Below are 24,194 nucleotides of genomic sequence, written 5' to 3' on the forward strand. Positions count from 1 at the left end.
TTTATTAATATTGGAATTATCTTGTTTAAAAAGATTATTAGGAGCAAGGGTTTAAAACTTTAAATATATAAGGAATAAATGAGACTAAGGAATTTTTATAAGGAAATAAAATTAGGCAAGTGTATATTAATTGCCTAATTTGTAAATAATTTAAATGATTAAGCAATCATACAAGCAACCCAAACTATGTATGAAAACCTAATATTTCTTAAATCAAAAAAAGTATGACCATAGGGCCATACTTTTCTTACATTACGTATCCTTGATCGCTGATTAAAATATGTTCACAAACCCATTTATGGACAAACTGAAGTATTTCAAGTATATACTCATTTTGACCTTCATCTATGCGGGCATAGTCAATATTGTTTACTGCATTAACAAACTCATCATGTTGTACCTTGTGAGATAAAAACTTCTTATAACCAATACTGAGCATATAATCTTCTTCAGATTTAAAATGGAATATGGCGTAATCTTTCAATTCTCCAATGATTTCTAGAATTTTATCATACTTATCAATTGAGAAGCTGTTTGTTAATAGTTCATAACCATCATTTCCTATATCAAAAAGTTTTTTGTGCTGTTCATCTATATGAGGTACACCAGTTTCATATTCATCTTTCCATTCAAACATATAACTCATCCCCCTAAAATATTAAGTATTTTATAACATATAATTTAATAATAATAAATTATAACAGCACTTATATAATTTGTCAGTAATAAGTTTAATCTACACCAAGAAAAATAAATACTAATTTTATAATTTACTTTCAATTATTTTTTTTACTTTTCCAGGAAGAGAATCAATCTCTTCTTTAGAAAGATTGGCTGTATTTACTGCTGGGTGAATAAACATATCTACTTCTGCAGGTTTTATCTTATTACCATTGGCCTCCATAAGTTTGTAAGAGCCTTTAATAGTTACAGGGATTATAGGAACCTTTGTTTTAGTGGCTAATTTAAAACTTCCTGCTTTAAATTCTCCCATTTTTTCACCCTTACTTCTTGTACCTTCAGGGAAAATAACTAAAGAATGTCCTTTCTTTATTATATTTACACCTTCAACTATGGCTTCAGCAGATTTTCTTATACTGCTTCTATCCATAAACACACAATTCATATAAGACATCCAATTTCGAAGAATAGGAATCTTTTTCATTTCAATTTTTGCAACATAGCCTTTAGGCTTGTCTATAAAACTCATAAATAAAGCTATATCAAAATTACCTTGATGATTACCAATAAAAACTACTGGAATATCCTTGGGAATATTTTCTTCACCGTAAATATTAACTTTAGCACCGCTTAATTTTACTCTTTTCATAGCCCATTTTGAAGTTGTTTTATGTATATATTCATTTCGAAATGAAAGTTCCCCTTTTTTTTCTAGTGATTTTACAGTATGCATTTGAGGGATTTTTCCAATTAAGCTTACTGCAAAGCTTACATACCATCTTATTGTTCTTAGCATAATTACCTCCTATTTTTATCTAATTAACATATATATTTATACATAAATTTTGAAATGGTAAAAAATGAGTAGTTTTAAAACCATAGAATATATAATAACATAATATTAGGTTAATGGCTTATATATGTATTCAATTATAGTATAAAATAATTGAAGGTTAAAGAGTTAGGGCATATAATAAGTTATACTAAAAATTTAATATATTGGAGAAAAACAATGAAAATTTATATTTCACAATTAGATGAATTTAGTAAGCTAGAACATATTGTTAAGGAGTTTAATGTAGGACTTGAAATTGTAACTTTTGCTAATGCAATGGTGTTAGACTCCAAGGAGCAGTACACTAGTGAACTTAGGGGATATATTAATAAAGTAAGCAATGTTTCTTTTCATGGGCCATTTTCAGATTTGGTTCCAGGAACCAATGACCCAGAAATTAGACGTGTTGTTAATAAGAGATTTACACAGGCTTTTAATATAGCAAGAGAGTTTAATTCTCAGCGTATTATCTATCATTCAGGGTGTATTCCACACACATATTGGGAAAAACAATGGGTTGAAAATTCCAAAGCGTTTTGGAAAGGCTTTGCTAAAGATAAGTTAGATCTTATGGAAATACATATTGAGAATGTATTTGATGAAGATTATCCATTGATAGCAGACATAATTGATGAAGTAAATCATCCTAATTTTTCTGCTTGCTTAGATATAGGGCATGTAAATACCTGTTCAACAAAATCCATTGAACACTGGATAAAAGGGCTTAATAATAGAATAGGGCATGTACATTTGCATAACAATGAAGGGGTATTAGATAATCACCAAGGGCTAAATAAAGGCAATATAAATATGATAAAAACTTTAGAGTTGTTAAAGGGTTACTGTCCAGAGGCAACTTGGGCGTTAGAAGTATTTGATATAAAGGAACTACAGGAATCACTGCAATTTTTAAAAAGCAATTGTTTTTTCTAGCTTAAAAACATCTATATTGCTTAGGTTAATTTATTTATGGATACAGAATTTTTTCAATGATTTCACCATTGAAACTATAACATAGGCAGTTAAGGGAATCAAAATTAAGGTTCAGATTATAACTGAGCTAAATTTGATTCCCTTAAAAATATATTTCAAAAGTATAGCTAGAATAAAAATAAGTCTTTTTGAGGATATAAGCCAAAAACACCACCTGTGTGGATGAATAGAATATTCTCCTTTTTATTAAAGGTTCCTTTTCTAATTTCTTGAGCCAGCCCAAACATTGCTTTACCTGTATAGACTGGGTCTAAAATAAGCCCTTCAAGTTTAGCCAAATCCATTATAAAAGCTAAGTTTTCTGGTGAGCACAGTCCATAACCTTGTCCTACATAGCCATCAATAATATGAATTTCTTTTTTAGAAATATTTGTTTCTGTTTTAAAAATACTTTTGCTTTCCTCTAAAATATTATAGATTCTATTTTTAAAGTACTCTTCATCATCACAAACATTGAAACCTATTATTTCACAGTTATGATTCAATATTTTTTGACTTAATAAAAGTCCTGCATGGGTTCCACCTGAACCTACAGCAACAATTATTTTATCAAAATGTAGTCCTAATTCTTTTTCTTGAGAAATGATTTCTTTCATAGCATTGAAATACCCAAAGGTACCAATTCCATTTGAAGCACCTTCAGGAATTATATAGGGTTTATACCCTTTGTTCTCATAAGAAAGCTTTAAATCCTCCATAATTGACAATCTATTATTTTTATACTCTTCAGAGGTTATAAATTTAATATCTGCTCCTAAAAGTTTATTTAAAAATAAGTTACCATCATAGGAACCCTCATCAGAACCTCTTAAAACTAGAAGGGATTTTAATCCGAGTTTTGTAGCAACAGCTGCAGTTGCTCTGCAATGGTTAGATTGTATACCACCACAGGTTATGAGGACATCACAACCTAAATTTAAAGCTTCCTGAACTGAAAATTCAAGTTTTCTTACCTTGTTTCCTGATATTTCTGTGCCCGTTTCATCATCTCTTTTTATAAAAATATTGGGGCCTTGTAATTCTTTACTCAATCTTTCTAGTTTTTCAATTCTAGTAGGTAAATTAGCAATATTTAATTTGGGTGGAATTTTATTCATGGTATGTTCACTCCAATCTGTAAAAATATTTTTAATACAGTGAAAATAGGTTGCTTAGGTGGTAACTTACTTATAGCAGCACTAAAGGTAGCAAATAAGTTTTAAAAAATAGTAAGTTTTAATGGGATTATTTACAGAACTAAACTTTACTGTCATGTAATTCAACATTGTGAAAATATCAATATTTATTAAAAAAATATTAATCAAATAATAAATTTTTAATAATTCATGGTATAATAGGTAACAGAATTAAAATCTTTTACATTGTAAATTTAAAAATTCTGTATGATAATTTTAGTATATCATTAATATTATATTTAAATATATTAACTAAAAATTTTCGCTAGAAGTAAGGTTAATAAAAAATTGGAGGAACATATGAAGTTATCTATAGTAAGTAATAAAATAATAGGCAAAGAGTTAGCTTTTCCAATTTATATGGATAATGGGGTTATGTATTTAAATAGGGGAATACAATTAAATGAAAAATATATTAAAGCTATTCAAAATATGAAGATAAATTTAGTATACACAGATGATGGCATCAGTGATATTGTGCTTAAAGAAATTTTAAGTTCAGAAACAAAATTAAAGATGATTAGAACTCTAAAAACTGAGTTTTATTCTATTAAAGCCACTAAAAAGATTAATGATAAAGTTATAAAAGAGTTAGTAGAAGACATCATATCTCAAATTGACATGTCTGAAAATGCATTATTCATTAATTCATTAGGGCACACAGATGAAATGACACAATTGTGTATTCATAGTATTGATGTAGCTATTCTTTCTATTATGGTGGGAGTTAATTATGGTTATAACTATAAAAAGTTGTTTAATTTAGCTGTAGGGGCGTTGCTCCATGATATGGGAAAACTTTTGGTTGAGGGAAAAGAGCACTCTTTAGAGGGATATAATTTACTTAAAAAAAACTATATGTTTGATACCTCAACTTACATATGCGTACTTTTACATCATGAAAATGTAGATGGTACTGGATACCCAGAAGGAGCAAAAGGAAGTAGAATCCATGAGTTTGCAAAGATTGTAAGTATAAGTGATGGTTATTTAAATGCTCTAAATAAAGAGAGGATGCTATTACATCAAGCAATGGAAAAGGTTCAGGCTGACACCTTAAGAAAATATGATGAGGAAATTTATAAGTGCTTTAATAAGTCTGTTTATCTATACCCAGTAGGACTAGAAGTTAAGTTAAATAATGGAAAGGTCGGTACTGTAATACTTCAAAATAGGAATTATCCAATAAGACCAGTAGTAATGATTAATGGAAGCCAAGATAGGGAGTATGTGGATTTAAATCATAAGGATAATTTGACACTATTTGTTGAGGAAGTAATGTTATAATTAGATTGATTTAGTTGTCTTAGATATGTATAGAATCCAGGAATAGGCCTCATAGTTGGACATAGTCTTAATTTACTGCCTTGGTATAAAAAATATATACTCTAATGAGAAAAAAATTCCAAGGATACTTTTCAGTAATCCAAGGAATTTTTTTATTTTTTAGTTTACTCCAACGGAACTAAAAGCATTATGAACTGCAGCAACCTCAGTACTACCAGAACCGTACAAGTCTGTTGCAGCTTGAGCGAGACAAGCTCTTGCAGCAGAGAAGTTTGTGGAAGCAGTCATATATTGTGTTAAAGCTCTGTAATAAATTTGCTCAGCCTTTTCAACACCAATATTACTTGTTATTAAGTAACAAGCTTTATTTGGAATTCCACTATTAGTATGAACTCCGCCATTATCTTGAGTTGTATTAACATAGTTATTCATATGAGCAGGATCACCATATTTTGTAGGGTCAGAAATATCTCTTAGAGCATCATTTGCAACCTTAGGAGTCCAAATGTCTTCTCCCATTAGCCAATCAAACTTACTATTTTGAGCATAGTATTCTACAAAAACCCCAAAGGCATCAGACATTGACTCGTTTAGAGCACCAGACTGATTTTGGTATACTAAATCAGCTTCATATTGATCTACTCCATGTGTAATTTCATGAGCAATAACATCTAAACCACCGGATAATGCGACTGAATTAACCCCATCACCATCACCGTAAATCATTTGAGTTCCGGTCCAACCCGCATTAACGTAATTTCTTGAGTAATGAACACTAGATTTTATAGCCAAGCCAGCTCCATTTATACTATTTCTATTAAATTTAGCTTTATAGTAATCATAAACTACCCCAGCATAATAATGAGCATCAACTGCTGCGGGATCATTTATAGTAGATGTTGTTGAGGATATTAAAGTTCCTGGAGTTCTGGTACCATAGTTGGATGTATAAGTTGAAATTACAGCACCTCTAGTTAAATCGGTGAGATTGTATGATGTGCCTTTTGTGGTTGAAACTTTATCTAGGTTAAGTGTTTTAGTATCACCTAGTACGCCTTTGCCACTACCAGTAGCAGCTACATTAGCAAATTTATTATACTTATTTACTATTTCACCAGTATAGGCATTAACGAAGATACTCCAGTTACCTGGGGTAGGAAGTAGATAATTAATTTGCACTAAATATACTGGTATATATTCATTATTAAAATCGTATAAATATAATTTTGCCTTGCCATTGTTAGGAAAATCTTCATCTAAGCTACTTGGGTCATAATCTATTATGCCAAAAGCTTTATTTTCAGCTTCGCCAGGGGTAATGTATTCGTGAGATTTCTTGAATTCTCTTGCCTTAGGACTATAATTTCCATTCACTGAATAAACTTCACCATTGTCATTAAAATGAACTATATATTCATGACCAAAAACAGGAATACCCTTAACGGTTTGTTGCAATTTTAAGTGAGTATACCCTAAAGAGTCAGTTTTACTAGTCTTAGTAGTAAATTCTTCTTCAGCATTTTTGATTTTAAATTTTTCCTTATTATCCTTGAACATTTCGTTCACACCTTTAATGTTCGGTGCATATTTGCCGAATTTTTCTACTTTAAAATCATGATCATTAACTTTAGCTTGAGCTGAAGAATTGACAAAAAACGAGGAAATAATAACTGCTGATGTAACAAGGGCAAGAATTTTTTTCATAACACATCTCCTTAATAATTTGTTGGTAATACATTATATTCAGAAAAAAATATGAATATTCATAAATGACACAAAAAAATAATGTTATATTGTGGCAATCACTGTTGTTTATATATTACAAGAATATTTATTGGAGAAAGCGTTTAAAAGTGATAAGATATATATTAAATAATTACAGATTCCTTAAGAGGTAATAAGTGACCTATAGAACTAATGTGATTAGCATTAATTTTACACTTATACTAAGAGAGATACTTAATTTCAATAGCTTATTTTCAAATTGAATATAATAAAAGTTAAATATAAATTAATGCTTTAAAATCATATTACAAAAAAATATTTATGAGGAAGTAGGGATAACATGGCAACTTACATACCAACTAGAGAGGATGCTTTTAAACTATTTAAAGAATATAACAAAAGTGAAAACTTAACAAAGCATGCATTGTCAGTAGAGGCGGTTATGATACATTTTGCAGAACTTTTGGGATTGGAAGATGTTAATAAATGGGGTATTATTGGCCTAGTTCATGATATTGACTATGAAATGTATCCAGAAGAGCACTGCGTAAAAGCTAGAGAAATTTTGAGTGAAAGAAATTGGCCAGAGGATTACATTCATGCAATACAAAGTCACGGATATAAGATTTGCTCAGAGGTTGAACCTATTGGGATAATGGAAAAAGTTTTATACACTATTGATGAAATTACTGGGTTAATCACTGCAACGGTACTTATGAGACCAAGTAAAAGTATATTAGACCTAGAACTAAAGTCTGTTAAGAAAAAATGGAAAGATATAAGATTTGCGGCTGGTGTAGATAGAGACCTCATAGAAGGAGGTGCAAAACTTTTAGGAATGGAGTTAGAATATATAATTTCAGAAACAATCAAAGGAATGCAAAAAGTGGCGGAAGAAATAGGATTAAAAGGAGAGCTTTAGTGCTCTCCTTTTCAATTTGCTGACAACTTTGTGAAAACCTATATAAAGTTATATTAAGTTTAGTTTTATCCTTGAAGTTTACTAAAGTCATAACTTAGGATATATATAAAACTAAGTTGTTTAGCTTACAGGAAGAAATAAATCCAGTAATACTTTTCAATAAAAGGCTATTATAGAATCAAATTTGCTAATATGAAAATTATCACATCATATATTCTATGCATGTAAATATAGCAATATGAAAATTATAACTAAAATTTCAACGAAATTCATAACAAAATTTATTTTTATAATCACCACAATCGTGTTGTTGAATAATATATTATTAGGCACTAAAGAGGAGCCTAATACACAGCAGCATTATAATCTATTTAAAGGATAAAAGGACTTCAAATTAGAGTCTTACAGCTACAATAAAAAAAGAGTATTTTATGAGGTGATTTAAGTGGAAACATGTTATGAACCAAAGAAACCAGTTGGACAATTAATGTTAGCTAGAGCATATGTTCTTCTCCAAGAGTATGAAAATTTATATCCTGTAGATAAGGCGCTTTGGAAGGGTACTATATTCGAAGATTTAAAGCTACCTTGGTACAGTGATATAAATGACTACAAACACAAAAGGGAGGAATAAACCATGGCAAAGAGCAAAAGCGATTTAATGTTGTTATTACAACAATATGGATTCTATGCAGTAGAATTGAATTTATATTTAGATAATTTTCCAGATAATAAAAAAGCTTTAAGAGATTTTCAAAAGGTAGCAGAAATTTACCATAATCTAAAAAGTGAATACGAAACGAAATATGGTCTACTATCGAATTTTGGTCACTCTCAACCTTGTGGAGACTGGAACTATGTAAATGACCCATGGCCATGGGAAGGCAAATGTTAGGAGGTAGTGGATTATGTGGATATATGAAAAGAAATTAGAGTACCCTGTAATTATTAAGAGTAAAGATATAAATATGGCAAAATATTTGTTTGCTCAATATGGTGGCCCTGACGGGGAATTGAGTGCTTCCATTAGATATTTAAGTCAAAGATATACAATGCCTACAGGAAAATCTAAGGCATTATTGACAGACATAGGCACTGAAGAATTAGCTCACGTTGAAATTATTGCTTCTATGATATATCAGCTTACTAAGGATGCAACTCCTGAAGAATTAAGAGAAGCTGGACTTGGAGCAAATTATACAGAACATGGGAAGGCAATTTACCCTGCAGATGCCAATGGAATACCTTGGACAGCTGCTTATATTCAAGCAACTGCAGATCCAGTTACAGACTTAACTGAGGACATGGCTGCAGAACAAAAGGCAAGAACAGTTTATGAGCATCTTATGAAATTAACAGATGATTGCGATGTGAAGGATATTTTAAGCTTCTTAAGAGAAAGAGAAGTTGTACACTTCCAAAGATTTGGAGAAGCTTTGATGGATGTCCAAGATAACTTTATGAATAAGAAAAGAGTTTTTTAATATAAAATTAAGAGTTAATAAAATATGGGCTTTAAGTATTAAGTTTAACTAAAGTTAAAGCCTAGGGGAACCACAAAGGCAATGTTCTTAAATTATGTTGACTTAGGTTCCCTCCATAAGAATTAACTTTATAAATAAGCTGGAAGTTTATCTTCCAGCTTTTATTGTGTAATTATGCAAAAGGGATATTGGAAAAAAATAATAAGTTAAAACCATAAAAAGAATCTTTAAATTTAAGGAAAAGTTTTATATAATAATATAATACAGAAAACAAAAACATTTAGATTGAGCTTATACATGAACGTATAATAGTTCTCATAGGGTTTTAAAATGAAATGTAGATTTCACTTTAGGCCCATACATTAACTTAGGAGGAACCTAAATGATTAAAAAGTTGAAAAATGGAGACGTATTCTTGCTGCATTGGCTTAATGATTCCATTAAATGTAGAATTTTAGATGTAATAATGCCAATGGTTACTTACTTAGGTTCAGTTACCTTTAGTGCACTATTTTGCTTTGTAACTTTGTTATCAGAAAATAAAGATATAAAACATCTTGGGATATTGACATCTGTTTCAATGTTAACTTCTACCTTTATTACTCACTTTATAAAAAGATTTATCAATAGAATTAGACCTTATATAAATTTCCCTCAACTAAATACTAGAAAGATTGGAGTAGATGACTACTCTTTCCCATCAGGACATACTACAGCAGCTTTTTCCATTGGTGTAAGTTTAGCTCTATGCTATACAAGTCTATCAGCTATAGCTTTATCTTTATCTATGTTAGTGGGGATTTCGAGAGTATACTTAGGAGTACATTATCCTTCGGATGTGGCAGCAGGAGTTATAGTTGGAAGTTTTAGTTCTTATTTTGTGTTTCTAATTTTATAATATAATCCTAGCTTCGGAATGATTTTTTTATAGATTTTATGAAATATACAGTTTTTAAAACCCTTTAGATAGTTTTCTTCTAAAGGTTTTTTTATTTTAAACTAGTGACTTAATAAGAAGTATTCGATAAATATAAATCATTATACTGAAGTTATTTAGAAAATAACATTTTAAAGTTTTATAGACAATTTACATTAAATTAAAGGAAATTTAATGTGTGTAAAGAAATAATATGTAAACAGAAAATAGAAAATAGAAAAATGGATACCATTAAAAAGGCTTTTATAAATGGTTAGATTTTAGTTTTAACTTAATATATAAAGCTTTATTGACTTTTAAGACTTTAAGAAATAGATAAAATAATTTTCAGCTTTAAGGTCTATGTTGATATTTCAATATAAGTATATTAACACTGGAGGAATGAAATGAAGAGGATAAATATTAAAAGTAGTTATTTAAATATATATAAGGATAAGACTCTAGACATAATAAAACAGAATAAATTGTTTTGGGTATTTTTAATTATTTTTATATTGAAAAGTATTATATTTACTACTATAATTCAAGCTTCAGGAGCAGCTGGTTTTGAAATTTCTTTATTAGGAAATTCTCTTGCGAAAGGGTTTTCGTACATGCTTTTTTCTATGATGATGCTTTCGTTTTCCTTTGTGGCCAAGGGGGCAGGGCAGTGGAAAGTAATGATAGTTTTAGATATGGTGCTTACAGTCATAATAATTTCTGATGTATTTTATTATAGAGGGTTTTCAAGTTATATGAATTTCTTTTTGTTAGATCAATTATCTATGACTGAGGATTTAGGGGGCTCTGTTATTGCATTATTTAGACCAATTGACCTTTTGTTTATACTAGATTTTATGTTTTTGTCTTGGGTAATAAAGAAATTCAAGGATGCGTATAAAAACAAGATAAGGTCTTTTAAAAGTTTTTGTTTGATTTTAACTTTTAGCTTCATCTTTTTAGCAGTTTACTACCTAGATTTTAATTTTGAGTATAAATCAAAGATAGCATTAGTAGAAAATAAATTAGAGTACTATCACATGCCAGAAGAAAAAATGGTGATGTTAGGGCCAATAGGTTATCATATATACGATGGATTTAATTATTTTAACAATAAAAAGCCTTTCACTCTTTCTGTAGAAGATGAAAAATCTGTAAAAGAGTTTTATGATGAAAAGGAGGAAAACTTAAGTGACAATGAATATAAATCATATTTTAAGAATAAGAATCTCCTTTTAATACAAGTAGAGTCTTTAGAGAACTTTGTTATAAATAGAGAAGTTCAAGGTCAAACCATTACTCCAAATATTAATAAGTTGTTGAATAACTCAATGTATTTTGATAATTACTACGAACAGGTTTGGAATGGAAACAGTTCCGATTGTGATCTTTTAGTAAACTCCTCTGTATACCCGGTTAGGGAAGGAGCTACTTTTTATAGATATCCTAACAACTATTATCCGCATTCGTTGCCCAATATTATGAAAGCTTTAGATTATAATACTTTTGTAGTTCATCCAGACATGGCAATGTATTGGAACTATAAGCCAGCACTTTCAGCTATGGGATTTGAAAAACTTTACTTTGCTGAGGAGCTAAAAGTTGAAGAAAAAATAGGTCTTGGAATAAGTGATAAAGAATATTTTCAAAAAACTCTTGAAATTATAAAAAAACAAAAACAGCCTTTTTATGGAGTTACTGTAACAATAACCAGTCATACACCTTTTGATTTGCCAAAGGAATATCAGTACTTAAATCTTAAAGAAGACCTAAATAAAAATGAGATGGGCAAGTATTTTCAGGCTATACACTATACTGATAAACAGATAGGTAATTTTATAGATAATCTTGATAAAGAAGGAATTTTGGACAATACTGTTATTGTACTTTATGGAGACCATACAGGAGTTCATAAGTATTTTCAGGATAAAATTAACATGATGAAAAATAAAGAAGAATGGTGGAGTAATAATGACAATAAAATACCACTTTTAGTTTACAACAAAAATTTACCATCAAGGACCATAAGTACCTATGGAGGTCCAGTAGATTTAGTACCGACTTTAGGTTATTTAATGGGTGTAGATAATAAGCATTATAATACTGCTATGGGAAGAAACTTATTAAATACAAATAAAGATTTTGTTATTTTATCTAATTTTGAAGTGAGAGGAAATGTAACTGAAGAAGAAAAAAATAGATATAAGACTTATTTAATTTTATCTGATAAGCTTATTCGAAGTAATTATTTTTATAAAAAACAATGATATAATTTACAAAGCTGGAATTTAAATATATTTATATTTAGAATTAAAATCTAACCTTTTTCAAATACTAAAATATGAGTTGAAAAGTATTTTAAGAAGGTGATTTTATGAATAGAAAAAGAAGGGGTTTTATTTCAACTTTCTCCTTGCTTACTTTTTGTGTTGTATTTTTATCAATAATTAGTTATAGTATACTAGGTACAAAAGTTAAAGCGCTAGCTGAAGAAGTGTCAAAGGAAGAAACAGAGAAGATTGTATATCTTACCTTTGATGATGGTCCTACAATAGTGACAAAGCAAATTCTACAGGTACTTCAAGAAGAAAAGGTAACTGGAACTTTCTTCGTTATTGGCCAATTAGTTGAACAAAACAAGGCAATTGCTGAGAGTGCAAAAAACTCTGGTAATGCCCTGTGCGTTCATACCTATACGCATGAAGACAAAATATATAGAAATATAGAAACATTTATGGAGGACTATCATAAATGTTCTGATGCACTGAAAGGACTTACTGGGCGTGAGGTACCAAAGTTTATGAGGTTTCCAGGTGGATCAAGTACAACAATGGCAAGAAAACCTGTGCTTAAAGAAATTAGAGGAGAAGTGGTAGATAAAGGATTATACTATGTAGACTGGAACATTACAATTGATGATTCTTTGGCTAGAAATAAACCAGCAGAAATTTTAGTTAGTAAGTTTTACCGAGAATTTAAAAAGAATAAAAAAGATAGGATTGTGGTGCTTATGCATGACTCCTACTACAATAAAACCACAGTACCAGCATTAAAGGAAATGATTAAGGCTCTAAAAGATGATGGATATGTTTTTAAAAACTTTAATGACATTGATGATAAGGAATTGAAAATTCTTGAGGAAAGAGGCCTTATCAATAAACATGAGAAGAAACTAGACAGACAAGTAAATAAGTAAAAGATAACCTATTATGAAAAAGTTCATAATAGGTTAATTTTTTTGCCAACTAGCTGTGATATAATAACTATATTAAAAAATCAAGAGCTTTCTAAATATAGTTATAAGCATTTGCTAAGCTTTTACAGAGATGCTACTTCGATAAAAAGCAATTCATTAGTAAAAGGGGGATTTCTAAAGGTGATCGAGGCAAAAGGCGTTTAACATATAAATGTTCTTTCTAAGTTTTAAACTTTTATATGTTAATAAATTCATTAAAGTTTAAAACATATTTATAATAGATTTATGTAATAGAGGAGATGTTTTTATGGAAAATATACATAGAGAAGATTTCACAGTAAAGTTTTATGATACTGATTTTAGAAGTAAGGTAAAACTATATTCTTTAATAAATTATATGCAGGAAACCTCTGAACAACATTCAAATAGGCTTCATATTGGGTATAATGATTTAATTGAAGAAGGACTATTTTGGGTAGTTTCTAGAATTGAAGTTCACATTAATTCATATCCTAAAAATACAGATAAAATAACAATGGAAACCTGGCCTAGTGGTATTGATAAGTTGTTCTTTAAACGTAATTTTAGAATTTTGGATGAAAATAACAATGAATTAGGATCAATTCAGGCTTATTATTTGTTATTGGATATGAACTCTAAATTTCCTCAAAGACCTTCAAGGATTTCCTTAGGGGTAGAAAGCATAGAAAATAGGTTTGGACAAGATAACAAGTTAGACAAGATAAAAATGCCTAGTAAATTAATAGAATCATCCGAAAGGGTGGTAACTTATAGTGATATAGATTTAAATATGCATGTTAATAATGCAAGGTATATTAGTTGGGTAGAGGACTTTTTTACACTAGAGCATTATAGCAATAAAAGAATTAAGTCATTACAGCTTAATTTCATTAAAGAAGCTAAGTATAATGATAAGGTTACTTTAAATAAATATATTGAAGAAGCCTCCAACACATATTATATTGAAGGCCTAGAAGGTGGAAGTAACACTCAGCTATTCCAATCCAAAGTAGAATTTCATGAAGAGTAATTTAAACAGCTAGAACTAGGTTAATGTGACTTAATGAGGTTTAATTATAGATTTTAGCAAGGTTTTTATAATGTATATTAAATTTACAGGCTTTTTATAATTTCAAAAAGTTCAATAGCAGCTTGCTTTGGTCCTTCTTTCTCTTTTCCATGGATACCAAGGCAAGTTTTAATTTGACCAACTTTTACACCAGTTTTAAAAAACTCATTAAAGTAAAGGTCAATTAATTTATCTGTAGCCTCCATCTTTTGGTAGGGACCAAAGGGGTTGGCAAAGTAAGATTTTACTAAGCCTTTCTCGGAGGTGGTTCCTTTTGCCATCCTAGCTCCGTCTCTAAAAACTGGAATAGCCTCTTTAGGTGAATTAAAATACTCAATGGCCCTTGTATTTTCATCTAAGTCTTCATAATTATTGGCATAGAGAAATAAATCAATAGGGTAGCCTTTTAAAATATCTTTGTAAGTTGCGACTGGCATTACTAACCTAGCATTTGTCTTATCAGGATTCATAAATATACTCCTATCAATTTCCTTGAAAGCATATCCTTGATCTAAGTCATCAAGTCTTACAAAAGCTCCTATTTCTGTGCCGTAACCTTTAGGTTTTTGACCACTTTTTCTAAGTTTTATTGAGCCCATATCGTCAAAAACAATAGTCATATCACTAATATAATCTTCACTAAGCCCTCTAAAGGCTTCTAGGCTTTCTGATTTGCCGGCTCCACTATCTCCCATGATGATTACATTTGCAGATTTCCCGTTTTTCATTACAATGTTAACCATAGCACCATGAATAGGAAGATAACCCTTTTTAATCATTATTAAATTGTGTAGAGTTAAAGTCATCTTTTTCATATAGCCAAAGTAATCTATAGCTTCTCCATAGCTTACATAGCCAAGCATAATACCATTTTTAACATCATCGTAAAATACTGTCCTAACCTTTTCATAATCATCCTTTGCACCAAAAACATAAATAATGTCAGGTTTTTTACCTCTATAATCTTCTTCTCTAGCCATTTCAAATAAGTTACATAGTGTAACACCGTGAGCCATTAAGTCTCTATGAAAATATATAAAAGCAAGAAGCTCACCTACCAAAGCAGGATAGCAAAACCAGTGATCAGTATTTATATAGCAATCATTTAAAGGGTTTTTGAAGGTCTCATTGAATAAACCATCCCTAGTATTTTTCTTTGGATAGGTAATAAATGGGGTTTCAAGCATTATAGTATTTATAAAAGGAACATCCTCAAGTACCTCATATTCATAAGGACATGGCCACACTGTATTATTTAAAATTAATCCTGCATTTGCGCCAGCAGAAATCTGACGATAAACAGTTGGCTCAGAAGACAAGATACTTGCTTGAACTTTTCTATAAAAATCTAAAATGAGTTTTGCAAACTTATTATTTGCCTCAATGAAACTAACAGAGGCTAAGCCATCAGTAATTTTATTGTTTTGAATTATTGAGTACCTTTCTAATCTTCTCCAAAACCCATATAGGTCATCTACAAGTTCAAAAAAAACATACCTATCTTTTAGGATTTTTTCATATCGTGGACTTAACCTTACAATTTCACTGGATTTTAAAACTGTGAGTAATCTAAATAAGTCTACAAGCTCATCAGTAATTTCATCACTGTCAGTTTTCTCAATACTTTCACACAGGAACTTATAAACATTTGAATTTCTAGTTTTAACCTTATTGTAATAAGATAGAAGAACTCTTCTAAACCCATCGCTTTCTAGTAGCTTTTCAATAGTATCACAATATTTTGAGGAAAAATTAATCATTACCTTATCATTGCTGAGAGAAAACTCTTTTTTCATAATTACCTCCTAAAAAATTATAATGATAAAAACTGTTAGGAATAGGACAACATAGTGAAAACGTAAAGTAAATAATAGTCAAAGTATAACTAAAATTGCAAGTTGTATAACCAATGATATTGATAATTTAAAATTATAATATGTAATTGACGGGGTGTTATGATATTCAGCAAATTTAGAAGCTCGTTAACCGCTTCAAAATTTAAGCACAGGTAATACACCATAAATCCTCATAATATAATATATAGGGTGTAATGAGATAATATGTAAAATAATTGATATGTAGTCTGTATAGGTGGTTCATCATGGAGTTTTAATTTACTCAGCATGAATGAAATTCATCTTCATAAACACTTAAGAAAACCAGCGGAGGATTTGTGTATAAATTGAGTTTTAAGCCTAGTTATCTACATAGTAAAAATAGAAAAAGAATAATCCGTATAGTTGCCTTATAGAATAAAAGATGATAAACATGTTGATTGTTGTAAACTTTTCTTGAACATAATTAGAAGAATGTTAAACGTGGTTTATAAAATATGTGAAACTCACCGCTAATTTTAATATAGTAAAACTAAGGAATAATATATTCACAATTATGAATGCAAAATTGAACAATATGAAAACAATAGGAAATAATGAAAATAGTTTCATAATTGACAACTTTCGCTAAATATCACATAATGAAAAAGGAATTTTTAACATACATATATGAATAAACAGAGGGGGAGAATTCATTGTCACAAAATAAGTCATTTAAAAAAGCAATTAGTGTAGAAGCATTTATATTCCTAGTAATTTTTTTAGGAATCTTTATTGGACTAGGTAGCGTAATGGGGACAATAAATATGTTCAATACTTTAATGAATACGGCTTATAAACTGTTAATAGATACAGTCTTTTATATATTAGCTATAGCAGTTTTAGCAGGAGCCATTTCGGCATTGCTTTCAGAATTTGGTGTAATATCTGTAATTAATAAAGTATTATCGCCTTTAATGAAACCATTATATGATTTGCCAGGAGCTGCTACTATTGGAGTTTTAGCAACATATTTATCAGATAACCCTGCAATACTTACTCTTGCAGATGATAAGGGGTTTAGAAGGTATTTTAAAAAATATCAGTTGCCTGCACTTACAAATTTAGGTACAGCCTTTGGTATGGGACTAATTGTTACTACTTTCATGGTTAGTCAAAAATCTCCAACAGAAGAAAGCTTTATTTTAGCTGGAATCATTGGAAATATTGGTGCAGTATTAGGTAGCATTGTCAGCACAAGAATAATGTTAAGGTTTACAAGTAAAATATATGGCAAAGAAGAATACTGTTTAGTTGATGACAGTGAAAGTTTTGACATGATTAATTATAGGAAAGTAAGACCAGGTAGTGTAGGCGGAAGAGCCATGGATGCACTTTTAGAAGGCGGTAAGTCAGGAGTAGAAATGGGACTAGCTATTATTCCAGGTGTATTAATTATTTGTACTTTAGTATTAATGCTTACTAATGGCCCATCAGTATCAGGAGCATATACAGGTGCTGCTTATGAAGGAGTTAAATTACTTCCATGGATAGGAGGTAAGCTAAGCTTCATTATAAGTCCACTATTTGGTTTTCAAAGTGCAGAGGCTATAGCTTTTCCTATTACGTCATTAGGTGCTGTAGGAGCTGCTATGGGACTGGTACCTAAAATGTTAGAACAAGGATTAATTGGTGGAAATGAAATAGCTGTTTTTACGGCAATGGGTATGTGTTGGAGTGGATACTTAAGCACTCATGTTGCTATGATGGATAGTTTAAAGTGTAGAGAACTTACAGGTAAAGCTATAATAAGTCATACTTTTGGTGGACTTGCTGCTGGTATAGCTGCTCATTTTATATATTTGTTACTCACTTAGACGGCGTTAATTTCTGACAAAAAATATTATTTGATTGAATTCTTTTATAAGTTCCAGGAGGTAATTGTATTTCATTAATGAGGAACAGTTCTTAAGAAATCTAGGATATTAGCAATGCATAAGTTAATTCAGTACATGTTTTTTTAAAAGGCCATGCTAAGTAGAGGATTTACTTCTTTATTTAGCATGGTTTTCACATTGATAGGATTTCTATTAATTAAATAAGTGTGTGCGATTTTATCAATGGGACATGGGTATAATAAAACTGAGAATTGCAATTATTAATAAACCTAAAAAGGCATTTCAAAGTAACTAAAGATTAATAAAAAATAAATTTGTTTATAAAAAATAGATTGAATATTTACAAAATTGTGGCATAATAGTTATATAACTTTATTTTGTATAGTAGGGGGACTAGTATGTTGAGTCAAGAAATTAATTATGTTGATTATATAGCATTAAAAAAGTGCATAGAAAAATATAAGGATTTTAACCTGGTTAGCAGTGAAACTATTAATAAAAGAAATAAAAAATCCTTAACTAACATTGTAGGAGTAGGACAGTTAGGAAAATACTTTATTGATTATTGCAAAAGCAATAATAGATGGAATGAAGATAATATAAGATTTGCAAAATCGAGTAATAAAACAAAGATTTATAATGAGAAGATTGAATATTTAAATAATTTTTCCGTTGTTGATTTAGAAGATTATATGAATACTGAACACGAAAATGGAGAATTAAATATTTTTCTATATAACTTAAGTGAGCTTGGGGAATTTGATAAGTTAATACATAGAGTAAGCAAACTTGAACACTCTTTCAATGTTATATTAGGAGTCAAAACTAAGCATAGCAAATTGCAATTTGATATAATTGTTAATAGGTTATCTATAGATGCTAATGTGCCAGTTGTAGTAGTGGATGAAGATAGACTTTTACAAGAAACTAATAATTATATAATTTATGAGCTATATAACTTAGCAAGAAGTTGTGTGGAATTTAAATTTTAAATAAAAACTACTATGAATTTAAGCTTAAATTCATAGTAGTTTTTACTAAGTTTTTTTAGTAATTATTTTATTGATAAATTTTAATAGGTATACTGTTCATTTCAATTAATAAAAAGTGTGAATTTTCAATGGGTTGTATTTTTACATTATCTTCATATATTTCTAAAGCATCTCTTTCTTCCAATAATACGGTATGATTTTTGTCATAAGTACTGGTTACGAAAGATTTTCCAAAAATCTGAACCAAATATCCTTGCCTATTTTCACGTATATTAAAGTCTATATCTTTATCTTTTTCTACCAAAGCACTATATATATTCACGTCTTGGTTAACTTTGACAGGGGCTAGTCCATTTTTATTGCTTACCATGTAAATCCATTGATTATTTTTACGATTTAAAGAAAAATTGTAATTCATATAATTAGGATTACTTAATTTTTTGTTTGGCAATATCCATAGTTGAAGAAATCTTAGAGGATTTACTCCAAAATTGTGTTCTTCGCAAGTTATACCGGAGCCTGCACTCATGTATTGAATTTCATCTTTTTTTAAAATTTTATTATTTCCTAGACTATCACCATGAGTTAATTCACCATCGATGACATATGATAAAATTTCCATATCGTAGTGGGGATGATTATGAAAACCACTTCTTGGTAAAATTACATCATCATTTAACACCTTTATCACTCCAAAGCTATTGTATTTTGGATTCTCATATTTATCATATGAATAATGATGTGTACTTTTAATCCAACCTATATTACTTTCACCCATATGACTTAATGGTTTTTTAGTTATCATATTTTCCCCTCCTTCTATGAATTTTTATTTTTTATAGTATTATTATTTGTATTTTTTCAATAATAATAGGTGGTATGTTTTTCACAAAAATAATTAAATATCCTAATTCGAAACAATAGTGTTAAACCTAATAATAATTCTAATTGTATAAGGATATTTGTATTTGTGGTTGAAAGAACAGTATTAAAGAAAATATATTGATTTTAAAATGCTTTAAAGTAGAAGAACTATTAATGATAAAAAGTTAATTTGATTAAGCTTAATTCCTATGATAAAATGAATCTTATGAATAAAATGAGGTGATTTACATGGACATCGTAAGAAAGTTTATTAAAGAATGGGCTCTACCAATTTTATGTGCCGTGATTCTAGCTTTTATTATTAATAAATTTGTGTTTTTTAACGTTAGTGTTCCTACAGAATCGATGTATCCAACTATTAAACCTGGTGATAAAATTTTTGTACTTAGAAATTATAAACCTACTTCTTTAAAAAGAGGGGATATTTTAGTTTTTCATTCTAAAGAGGCAAATGAAGATTTGATAAAAAGATTAGTAGGACTTCCTAATGAAAAAGTAGAAATTAAATCTGATGGTAGTGTACTAATTAATGATGTTAAATTAGAAGAAGATTATGTAAAGTATAAGAGCGATAAGACAGGAACTTTTATTGTACCAGAAGGATATTACTTATTTTTAGGAGACAATAGAGCAAACTCTGTAGATTCTAGATATTGGAACGATCCATACATACCATATGATGAAATTATGGGAAAAGCTAAATTTATAATTAAACCTTTTGATAGGTTTGGTGCCTTAAAGTAAATAAGAATTCTAATAAAAGAAAAACCTGCACTTTCTTAGTAAAGGTTTTTCTTTTATAAAATAGTAATAACTTTAACAATTTTGGATAATAATAAATCCAAGATAAGGGGATTTTGAAAAAGTTTTAATATATAAGTTTTAATTAAGAAAATACATCCCTAAAAATACCACTAATATAAAACTATATAAAAATCCAAAATAATAAAAATAAATTATGCGAGGATTTTTATATGGAAACTTTAATACTAAATAAGATAGATGGACATGAAAAAGAAATTGAAGAATTAAGATGTGCTTTAAAGGAAACTAAGAGTATACGGATGCATAAAAGATATTCAGTAATACTAAGACATTTTGAAGGCTTTACAAACAAAAGGATCGCAGAAATGGAGGGGCTAGAGCCCCATGCCGTAGGCACCTATATAAAAAACTATAATAAAAGTGGTTTATCTGGATTAGAAATGAAATTTAGTCCAGGAGCTAAAAGAAAGCTTAATACAGAACAACAAAATCAGCTTGTAGAAATTATTATAAATAAAACGCCAGACGAAGTCGGGTTTGAAGGAAGAAAAAACTGGACCATAGAACTTATAAGACAATGGACTATTAGTCAATTTGATATTGAACTATGTCATAGTGCGATGTCAATAGTTCTTCGAAGATTAAATTTAAGTTATACAAGACCCACATATGTATTGGCAAAAGCAGATAAGGAAAAACAAGAAGACTTTAAAAAAGATTTTGAAGCCCTAAAAAAAACACCTTAATGGGGAGGTGGATCATATATTGTTTGAAGATGAATCTATGATTAGGGATTATCAGGCTATCCAAAAGACTTGGTTTATAAAGGGGAAGCAAAAGAAAATACCTACCTACGGTAAGAATGCTGGAGTTAAATTGATAGGAATATTAAATTATGAAACAGGAATAGTGTATTGTGAAGAGCATGAAAGATATGATGCAAAGGTATTTGGGGAATTCTTAAAAACTACCCTTAAACTGTACCCTACGGGTAAAATAGTAATGGTCCTGGATAATGCTAGAATACATCATGCTAAACTAATACAGCCATTTCTAGATGAAAATAAATCTAGATTAGAGTTAATGTTTTTACCACCATACAGCCCAGAACTTAATTTGATAGAGGGGTTATGGGGATGGTTAAAATCATCAGTAATTAATAATGTGTTTTTCCCTAATATACTAAGGGTAAGAAGTGCTGTGAAGAACTTTATTAATACAATAAATAAAGTTCCTACTCGAACCATAGACAGGCTATGTGTTAGAATGTAGAAACTTTATTAAAACATATATAATATTAAAAGTAGTTGATAAACTTGTTTACAAGTTGTTAATTATATTTTATTTAAATATTCACAAAGTATAAGAAAATAGTAGCAAGTTAACGAAAAATGAACTATTAGCTGGATAAATTGGAAAAACAGCCAAAAATGAACTTAATATTTTTGTCGAAATGTGATATTCTTTAATAGCACATATTTTTAATAATAAATAAGGAGGTAAAGTGATGGAAAACGCAAAAAAATTATCCCATAATGCCTATGGCGGTGTTCATGGTGATGACTATCTTCCATTTGTTCCTACGTCAGTAGCAATGCCAGAGTCAACTGGATATTCTATTTTTCTAGGAATTATATTCGCAATTATATTTGCAGCAGCAAATACTTATCTTGGATTAAAAGTAGGATTAACAATCTCTGCTGGAATACCAGGAGCAATACTTGCAACAGGAATTTTAAAAGGAATCTTCAGAAGAAATAATATATTAGAGGCTAACTTAGTTGCTTCAGTAGCAGCTATGGGAGAGTCTATAGCCGGTGGTATTATATTTATACTTCCAGCAATTATATTATGGGGCTTTGATTTAAGCATCTGGACTGTAGTTATAGTTACTACACTAGGAGGACTTCTAGGAGTATTCTTTGTTACTCCATTAAGAAGATTCTTAATAGTTGAAGAACATGGTAACTTAATTTACCCAGAGTCAATGGCTGCAGCTGAAGTTTTAGTAAGCGGAAGCGAAGGCGGTGCTGGCTTTAAAACAGTTATGACTGGACTTGGAGTTGGTGCTGGTTATAAGTTCCTTTCTGGTGGAATGAAGCTATGGCTTGAAGAACCAGAATGGGTAATCACTAAATATCAAGGTTCAATATTTGGATTCGATACTCTAGCTTCATTACTAGGGGTTGGATTTATAGTTGGTACAGAAGCATCTGCATTCATGTTTGGTGGTTCTTTAATAGCTTGGCTTGGATTAATTCCTCTTATTAAGTTCATAGGAGCTGGATTATCTCAACCATTATTCCCATCAACTCAACTAATCTCTGAAATGGGAGCATGGGATATTTGGAGTAAATATGTTAGATATATAGGAGCTGGAGCTGTTGCTACTGGTGGATTTATATCCCTAGGAAAATCAGCACCAACTATTATAAAATCATTCAAATCAGCAATGGCTGGAATTGGTGCTAAAGGTACTGGTTCAGTTAAGAGAACAGAAGAAGATGCTCCTATTACTTGGGTAATCGGTGCAGCAGTAGTAGTATTTGCACTTGCTTGGTTCTTACCAATGTTTAAAGAATCAGGAATTTTTGGAGCTATACTTGCAGTTGTGTTCTCATTCTTCTTTGCTGTAGTATCAGCAAGAATGTGTGGTATCATTGGAGCTTCTAACAACCCAGTATCAGGAATGACTATCGCTACATTATTATTCGTTGCTGGAACATTAAAAGCACTTGGAAAAACAAGCCAAGAAGCTATGGTTGCAGCTGTATTAGTTGGTGGTATCGTTTGTGTGGCTATCGCTGTTTCTGGAGGTACTGCTCAAAGTTTAAAAACAACTTACATCATTGGAGGATCTCCTAAGAAGGTTCAAGTTGGAATGTTTATCGGTTTAGTGGTTGCATCTGTATTTGCAGCACTAGTTATCAATATGTTAAATACAACTTATGGAATAGGAACAAAAGAAGTTGCTGCTCCACAAGCTACATTAATGTCAATGGTTATTAAAGGTATAATGACAGGAGAACTTCCATGGGCTCTTGTATTCGTTGGAGCTTCTATAGCTGTATTCTGTCAATTAGCAGGATTACCAATACTACCAGTTGCATTAGGATTATACTTACCAATCCACTTAAATGCTGGTATATTAGTTGGTGGTATTGTAAGAGTTCTTGTTGAAAGAAAGTTCAAAAACAATGAAGAGACTAAGAAAAATAAGGTTGAAGCAGGTATACTTCTTGCATCAGGACTTGTTGCTGGTGATGCTCTAATGGGTATCGTTGTAGCAGGAATTGCAACTGCAGGATTAAATATTGGCTTTGGAGCTACTCTTCTTCCTGCTTTAACAGGAAATGCAATATTCTCTACGGCAATGTACTTCTTATTAGGATTGTGGGTTTATAACTTCTCAGTTAAATCTAAATAGAATAAGTTGCTAGTTATTGCAAATAATATAAATAGTGTTATAATCAAAGTATAAGTATTTTACTAGTATATTGATTATAAATAATAATGTTAAGAGCCTTTAATTAGGC

21 protein-coding genes are annotated in these 24,194 nt (G+C 30.0%); 15 read left to right on the top strand and 6 right to left on the bottom strand.

All coding sequences use genetic code 11. The features are described from left to right. Positions 1 to 247: 247 nt before the first annotated feature. Positions 248 to 637 carry a bacteriohemerythrin gene (locus J2Z44_RS06000; protein WP_021282480.1) on the bottom strand — a complete coding sequence of 130 codons (390 nt, stop codon included), beginning with the start codon at positions 635 to 637 and terminating at the stop codon, positions 248 to 250. A 126-nt stretch (positions 638 to 763) separates the two neighbouring features. Continuing rightward, the gene (locus J2Z44_RS06005; RefSeq protein WP_021282479.1) at positions 764 to 1,477 is read right to left on the bottom strand and encodes a lysophospholipid acyltransferase family protein; all 714 of its coding nucleotides are present in this window, start codon (positions 1,475 to 1,477) and stop codon (positions 764 to 766) included. 216 nt (positions 1,478 to 1,693) lie between these two features. Here J2Z44_RS06005 and J2Z44_RS06010 point away from each other — a divergent pair, with 216 nt between their 5' ends. After that, positions 1,694 to 2,449 (top strand): sugar phosphate isomerase/epimerase family protein, encoded by a 756-nt coding sequence (locus tag J2Z44_RS06010; protein WP_021282478.1) that lies wholly within the window; start codon positions 1,694 to 1,696, stop codon positions 2,447 to 2,449. A 167-nt stretch (positions 2,450 to 2,616) separates the two neighbouring features. Here the strand turns inward: J2Z44_RS06010 and J2Z44_RS06015 are convergent, their stop codons facing one another. Beyond that, positions 2,617 to 3,606: a D-cysteine desulfhydrase family protein gene (locus J2Z44_RS06015; RefSeq protein ID WP_021282477.1), complete on the bottom strand. Its 990-nt coding sequence runs from the start codon at positions 3,604 to 3,606 to the stop codon at positions 2,617 to 2,619. 378 nt (positions 3,607 to 3,984) lie between these two features. Here J2Z44_RS06015 and J2Z44_RS06020 point away from each other — a divergent pair, with 378 nt between their 5' ends. After that, positions 3,985 to 4,971, top strand: coding sequence for an HD-GYP domain-containing protein (locus J2Z44_RS06020; protein WP_021282475.1), 987 nt, complete (start codon positions 3,985 to 3,987; stop codon positions 4,969 to 4,971). 159 nt (positions 4,972 to 5,130) lie between these two features. Here J2Z44_RS06020 and J2Z44_RS06025 read toward each other — a convergent pair whose 3' ends face one another. Continuing rightward, positions 5,131 to 6,675 (bottom strand): M4 family metallopeptidase, encoded by a 1,545-nt coding sequence (locus tag J2Z44_RS06025; RefSeq protein WP_021282474.1) that lies wholly within the window; start codon positions 6,673 to 6,675, stop codon positions 5,131 to 5,133. 361 nt (positions 6,676 to 7,036) lie between these two features. Here J2Z44_RS06025 and J2Z44_RS06030 point away from each other — a divergent pair, with 361 nt between their 5' ends. The 8 genes from J2Z44_RS06030 (at position 7,037) to J2Z44_RS06065 (ending at position 14,265) form a co-directional block, all read left to right on the top strand. Further along, on the top strand, positions 7,037 to 7,618 hold the full coding sequence (locus J2Z44_RS06030; RefSeq protein WP_021282473.1) for an HDIG domain-containing metalloprotein: 582 nt from the start codon (positions 7,037 to 7,039) through the stop codon (positions 7,616 to 7,618). Positions 7,619 to 8,063: 445 nt separating this feature from the next. Then, positions 8,064 to 8,252, top strand: a complete 189-nt coding sequence (locus tag J2Z44_RS06035) for a spore coat associated protein CotJA (RefSeq protein WP_021282472.1) — start codon at positions 8,064 to 8,066, stop codon at positions 8,250 to 8,252. 3 nt (positions 8,253 to 8,255) lie between these two features. Then, on the top strand, positions 8,256 to 8,513 hold the full coding sequence (locus J2Z44_RS06040) for a spore coat protein CotJB (RefSeq protein WP_021282471.1): 258 nt from the start codon (positions 8,256 to 8,258) through the stop codon (positions 8,511 to 8,513). A 13-nt stretch (positions 8,514 to 8,526) separates the two neighbouring features. After that, positions 8,527 to 9,102, top strand: a complete 576-nt coding sequence (locus J2Z44_RS06045; RefSeq protein WP_021282470.1) for a manganese catalase family protein — start codon at positions 8,527 to 8,529, stop codon at positions 9,100 to 9,102. A 382-nt stretch (positions 9,103 to 9,484) separates the two neighbouring features. Beyond that, complete coding sequence (locus J2Z44_RS06050; RefSeq protein ID WP_021282469.1) at positions 9,485 to 10,000, top strand: phosphatase PAP2 family protein; 516 nt, start codon at positions 9,485 to 9,487, stop codon at positions 9,998 to 10,000. A 425-nt stretch (positions 10,001 to 10,425) separates the two neighbouring features. After that, complete coding sequence (locus J2Z44_RS06055; protein ID WP_021282468.1) at positions 10,426 to 12,285, top strand: LTA synthase family protein; 1,860 nt, start codon at positions 10,426 to 10,428, stop codon at positions 12,283 to 12,285. A gap of 107 nt (positions 12,286 to 12,392) precedes the next feature. Continuing rightward, positions 12,393 to 13,214 carry a polysaccharide deacetylase family protein gene (locus J2Z44_RS06060; protein WP_209649413.1) on the top strand — a complete coding sequence of 274 codons (822 nt, stop codon included), beginning with the start codon at positions 12,393 to 12,395 and terminating at the stop codon, positions 13,212 to 13,214. A 307-nt stretch (positions 13,215 to 13,521) separates the two neighbouring features. Then, positions 13,522 to 14,265, top strand: a complete 744-nt coding sequence (locus J2Z44_RS06065) for an acyl-[acyl-carrier-protein] thioesterase (protein ID WP_021282466.1) — start codon at positions 13,522 to 13,524, stop codon at positions 14,263 to 14,265. An 83-nt stretch (positions 14,266 to 14,348) separates the two neighbouring features. Here the strand turns inward: J2Z44_RS06065 and J2Z44_RS06070 are convergent, their stop codons facing one another. After that, entirely contained in the window at positions 14,349 to 16,100 is a 1,752-nt protein-coding gene (locus J2Z44_RS06070) for a hypothetical protein (protein ID WP_021282465.1), read from the bottom strand. A gap of 734 nt (positions 16,101 to 16,834) precedes the next feature. Here J2Z44_RS06070 and J2Z44_RS06075 point away from each other — a divergent pair. Both J2Z44_RS06075 and J2Z44_RS06080 read left to right on the top strand, forming a co-directional pair. Beyond that, entirely contained in the window at positions 16,835 to 17,995 is a 1,161-nt protein-coding gene (locus tag J2Z44_RS06075; RefSeq protein WP_021282464.1) for a CD0519/CD1768 family membrane protein, read from the top strand. 419 nt (positions 17,996 to 18,414) lie between these two features. Beyond that, positions 18,415 to 19,008, top strand: a complete 594-nt coding sequence (locus J2Z44_RS06080; RefSeq protein ID WP_021282463.1) for a hypothetical protein — start codon at positions 18,415 to 18,417, stop codon at positions 19,006 to 19,008. Between the two features lie 67 nt (positions 19,009 to 19,075). On the opposite strand, the gene J2Z44_RS06085 is transcribed toward J2Z44_RS06080, so the two are convergent. After that, positions 19,076 to 19,813 carry a pirin family protein gene (locus J2Z44_RS06085; RefSeq protein ID WP_209649414.1) on the bottom strand — a complete coding sequence of 246 codons (738 nt, stop codon included), beginning with the start codon at positions 19,811 to 19,813 and terminating at the stop codon, positions 19,076 to 19,078. Positions 19,814 to 20,121: 308 nt separating this feature from the next. Here J2Z44_RS06085 and lepB point away from each other — a divergent pair, with 308 nt between their 5' ends. The 3 genes from lepB (at position 20,122) to J2Z44_RS06100 (ending at position 24,085) form a co-directional block, all read left to right on the top strand. After that, entirely contained in the window at positions 20,122 to 20,637 is a 516-nt protein-coding gene (gene lepB / locus J2Z44_RS06090; protein ID WP_021282461.1) for a signal peptidase I, read from the top strand. Between the two features lie 230 nt (positions 20,638 to 20,867). Continuing rightward, a protein-coding gene (locus J2Z44_RS06095) for an IS630 family transposase (protein ID WP_209649415.1) occupies positions 20,868 to 21,930 on the top strand; the annotation gives its coding sequence in 2 pieces (ribosomal slippage) (positions 20,868 to 21,398 and positions 21,400 to 21,930; 1,062 coding nt in all). Between the two features lie 235 nt (positions 21,931 to 22,165). Beyond that, a complete protein-coding gene (locus J2Z44_RS06100) occupies positions 22,166 to 24,085 on the top strand; it encodes an OPT family oligopeptide transporter (protein WP_021284381.1) in 1,920 nt (639 codons plus the stop codon). Positions 24,086 to 24,194 lie beyond the last annotated feature (109 nt).

Origin of the sequence: Clostridium punense, from assembly GCF_017874425.1 — a bacterium.
In the GTDB taxonomy this organism is placed as follows: Bacteria; Bacillota; Clostridia; order Clostridiales; family Clostridiaceae; genus Clostridium_J; species Clostridium_J punense.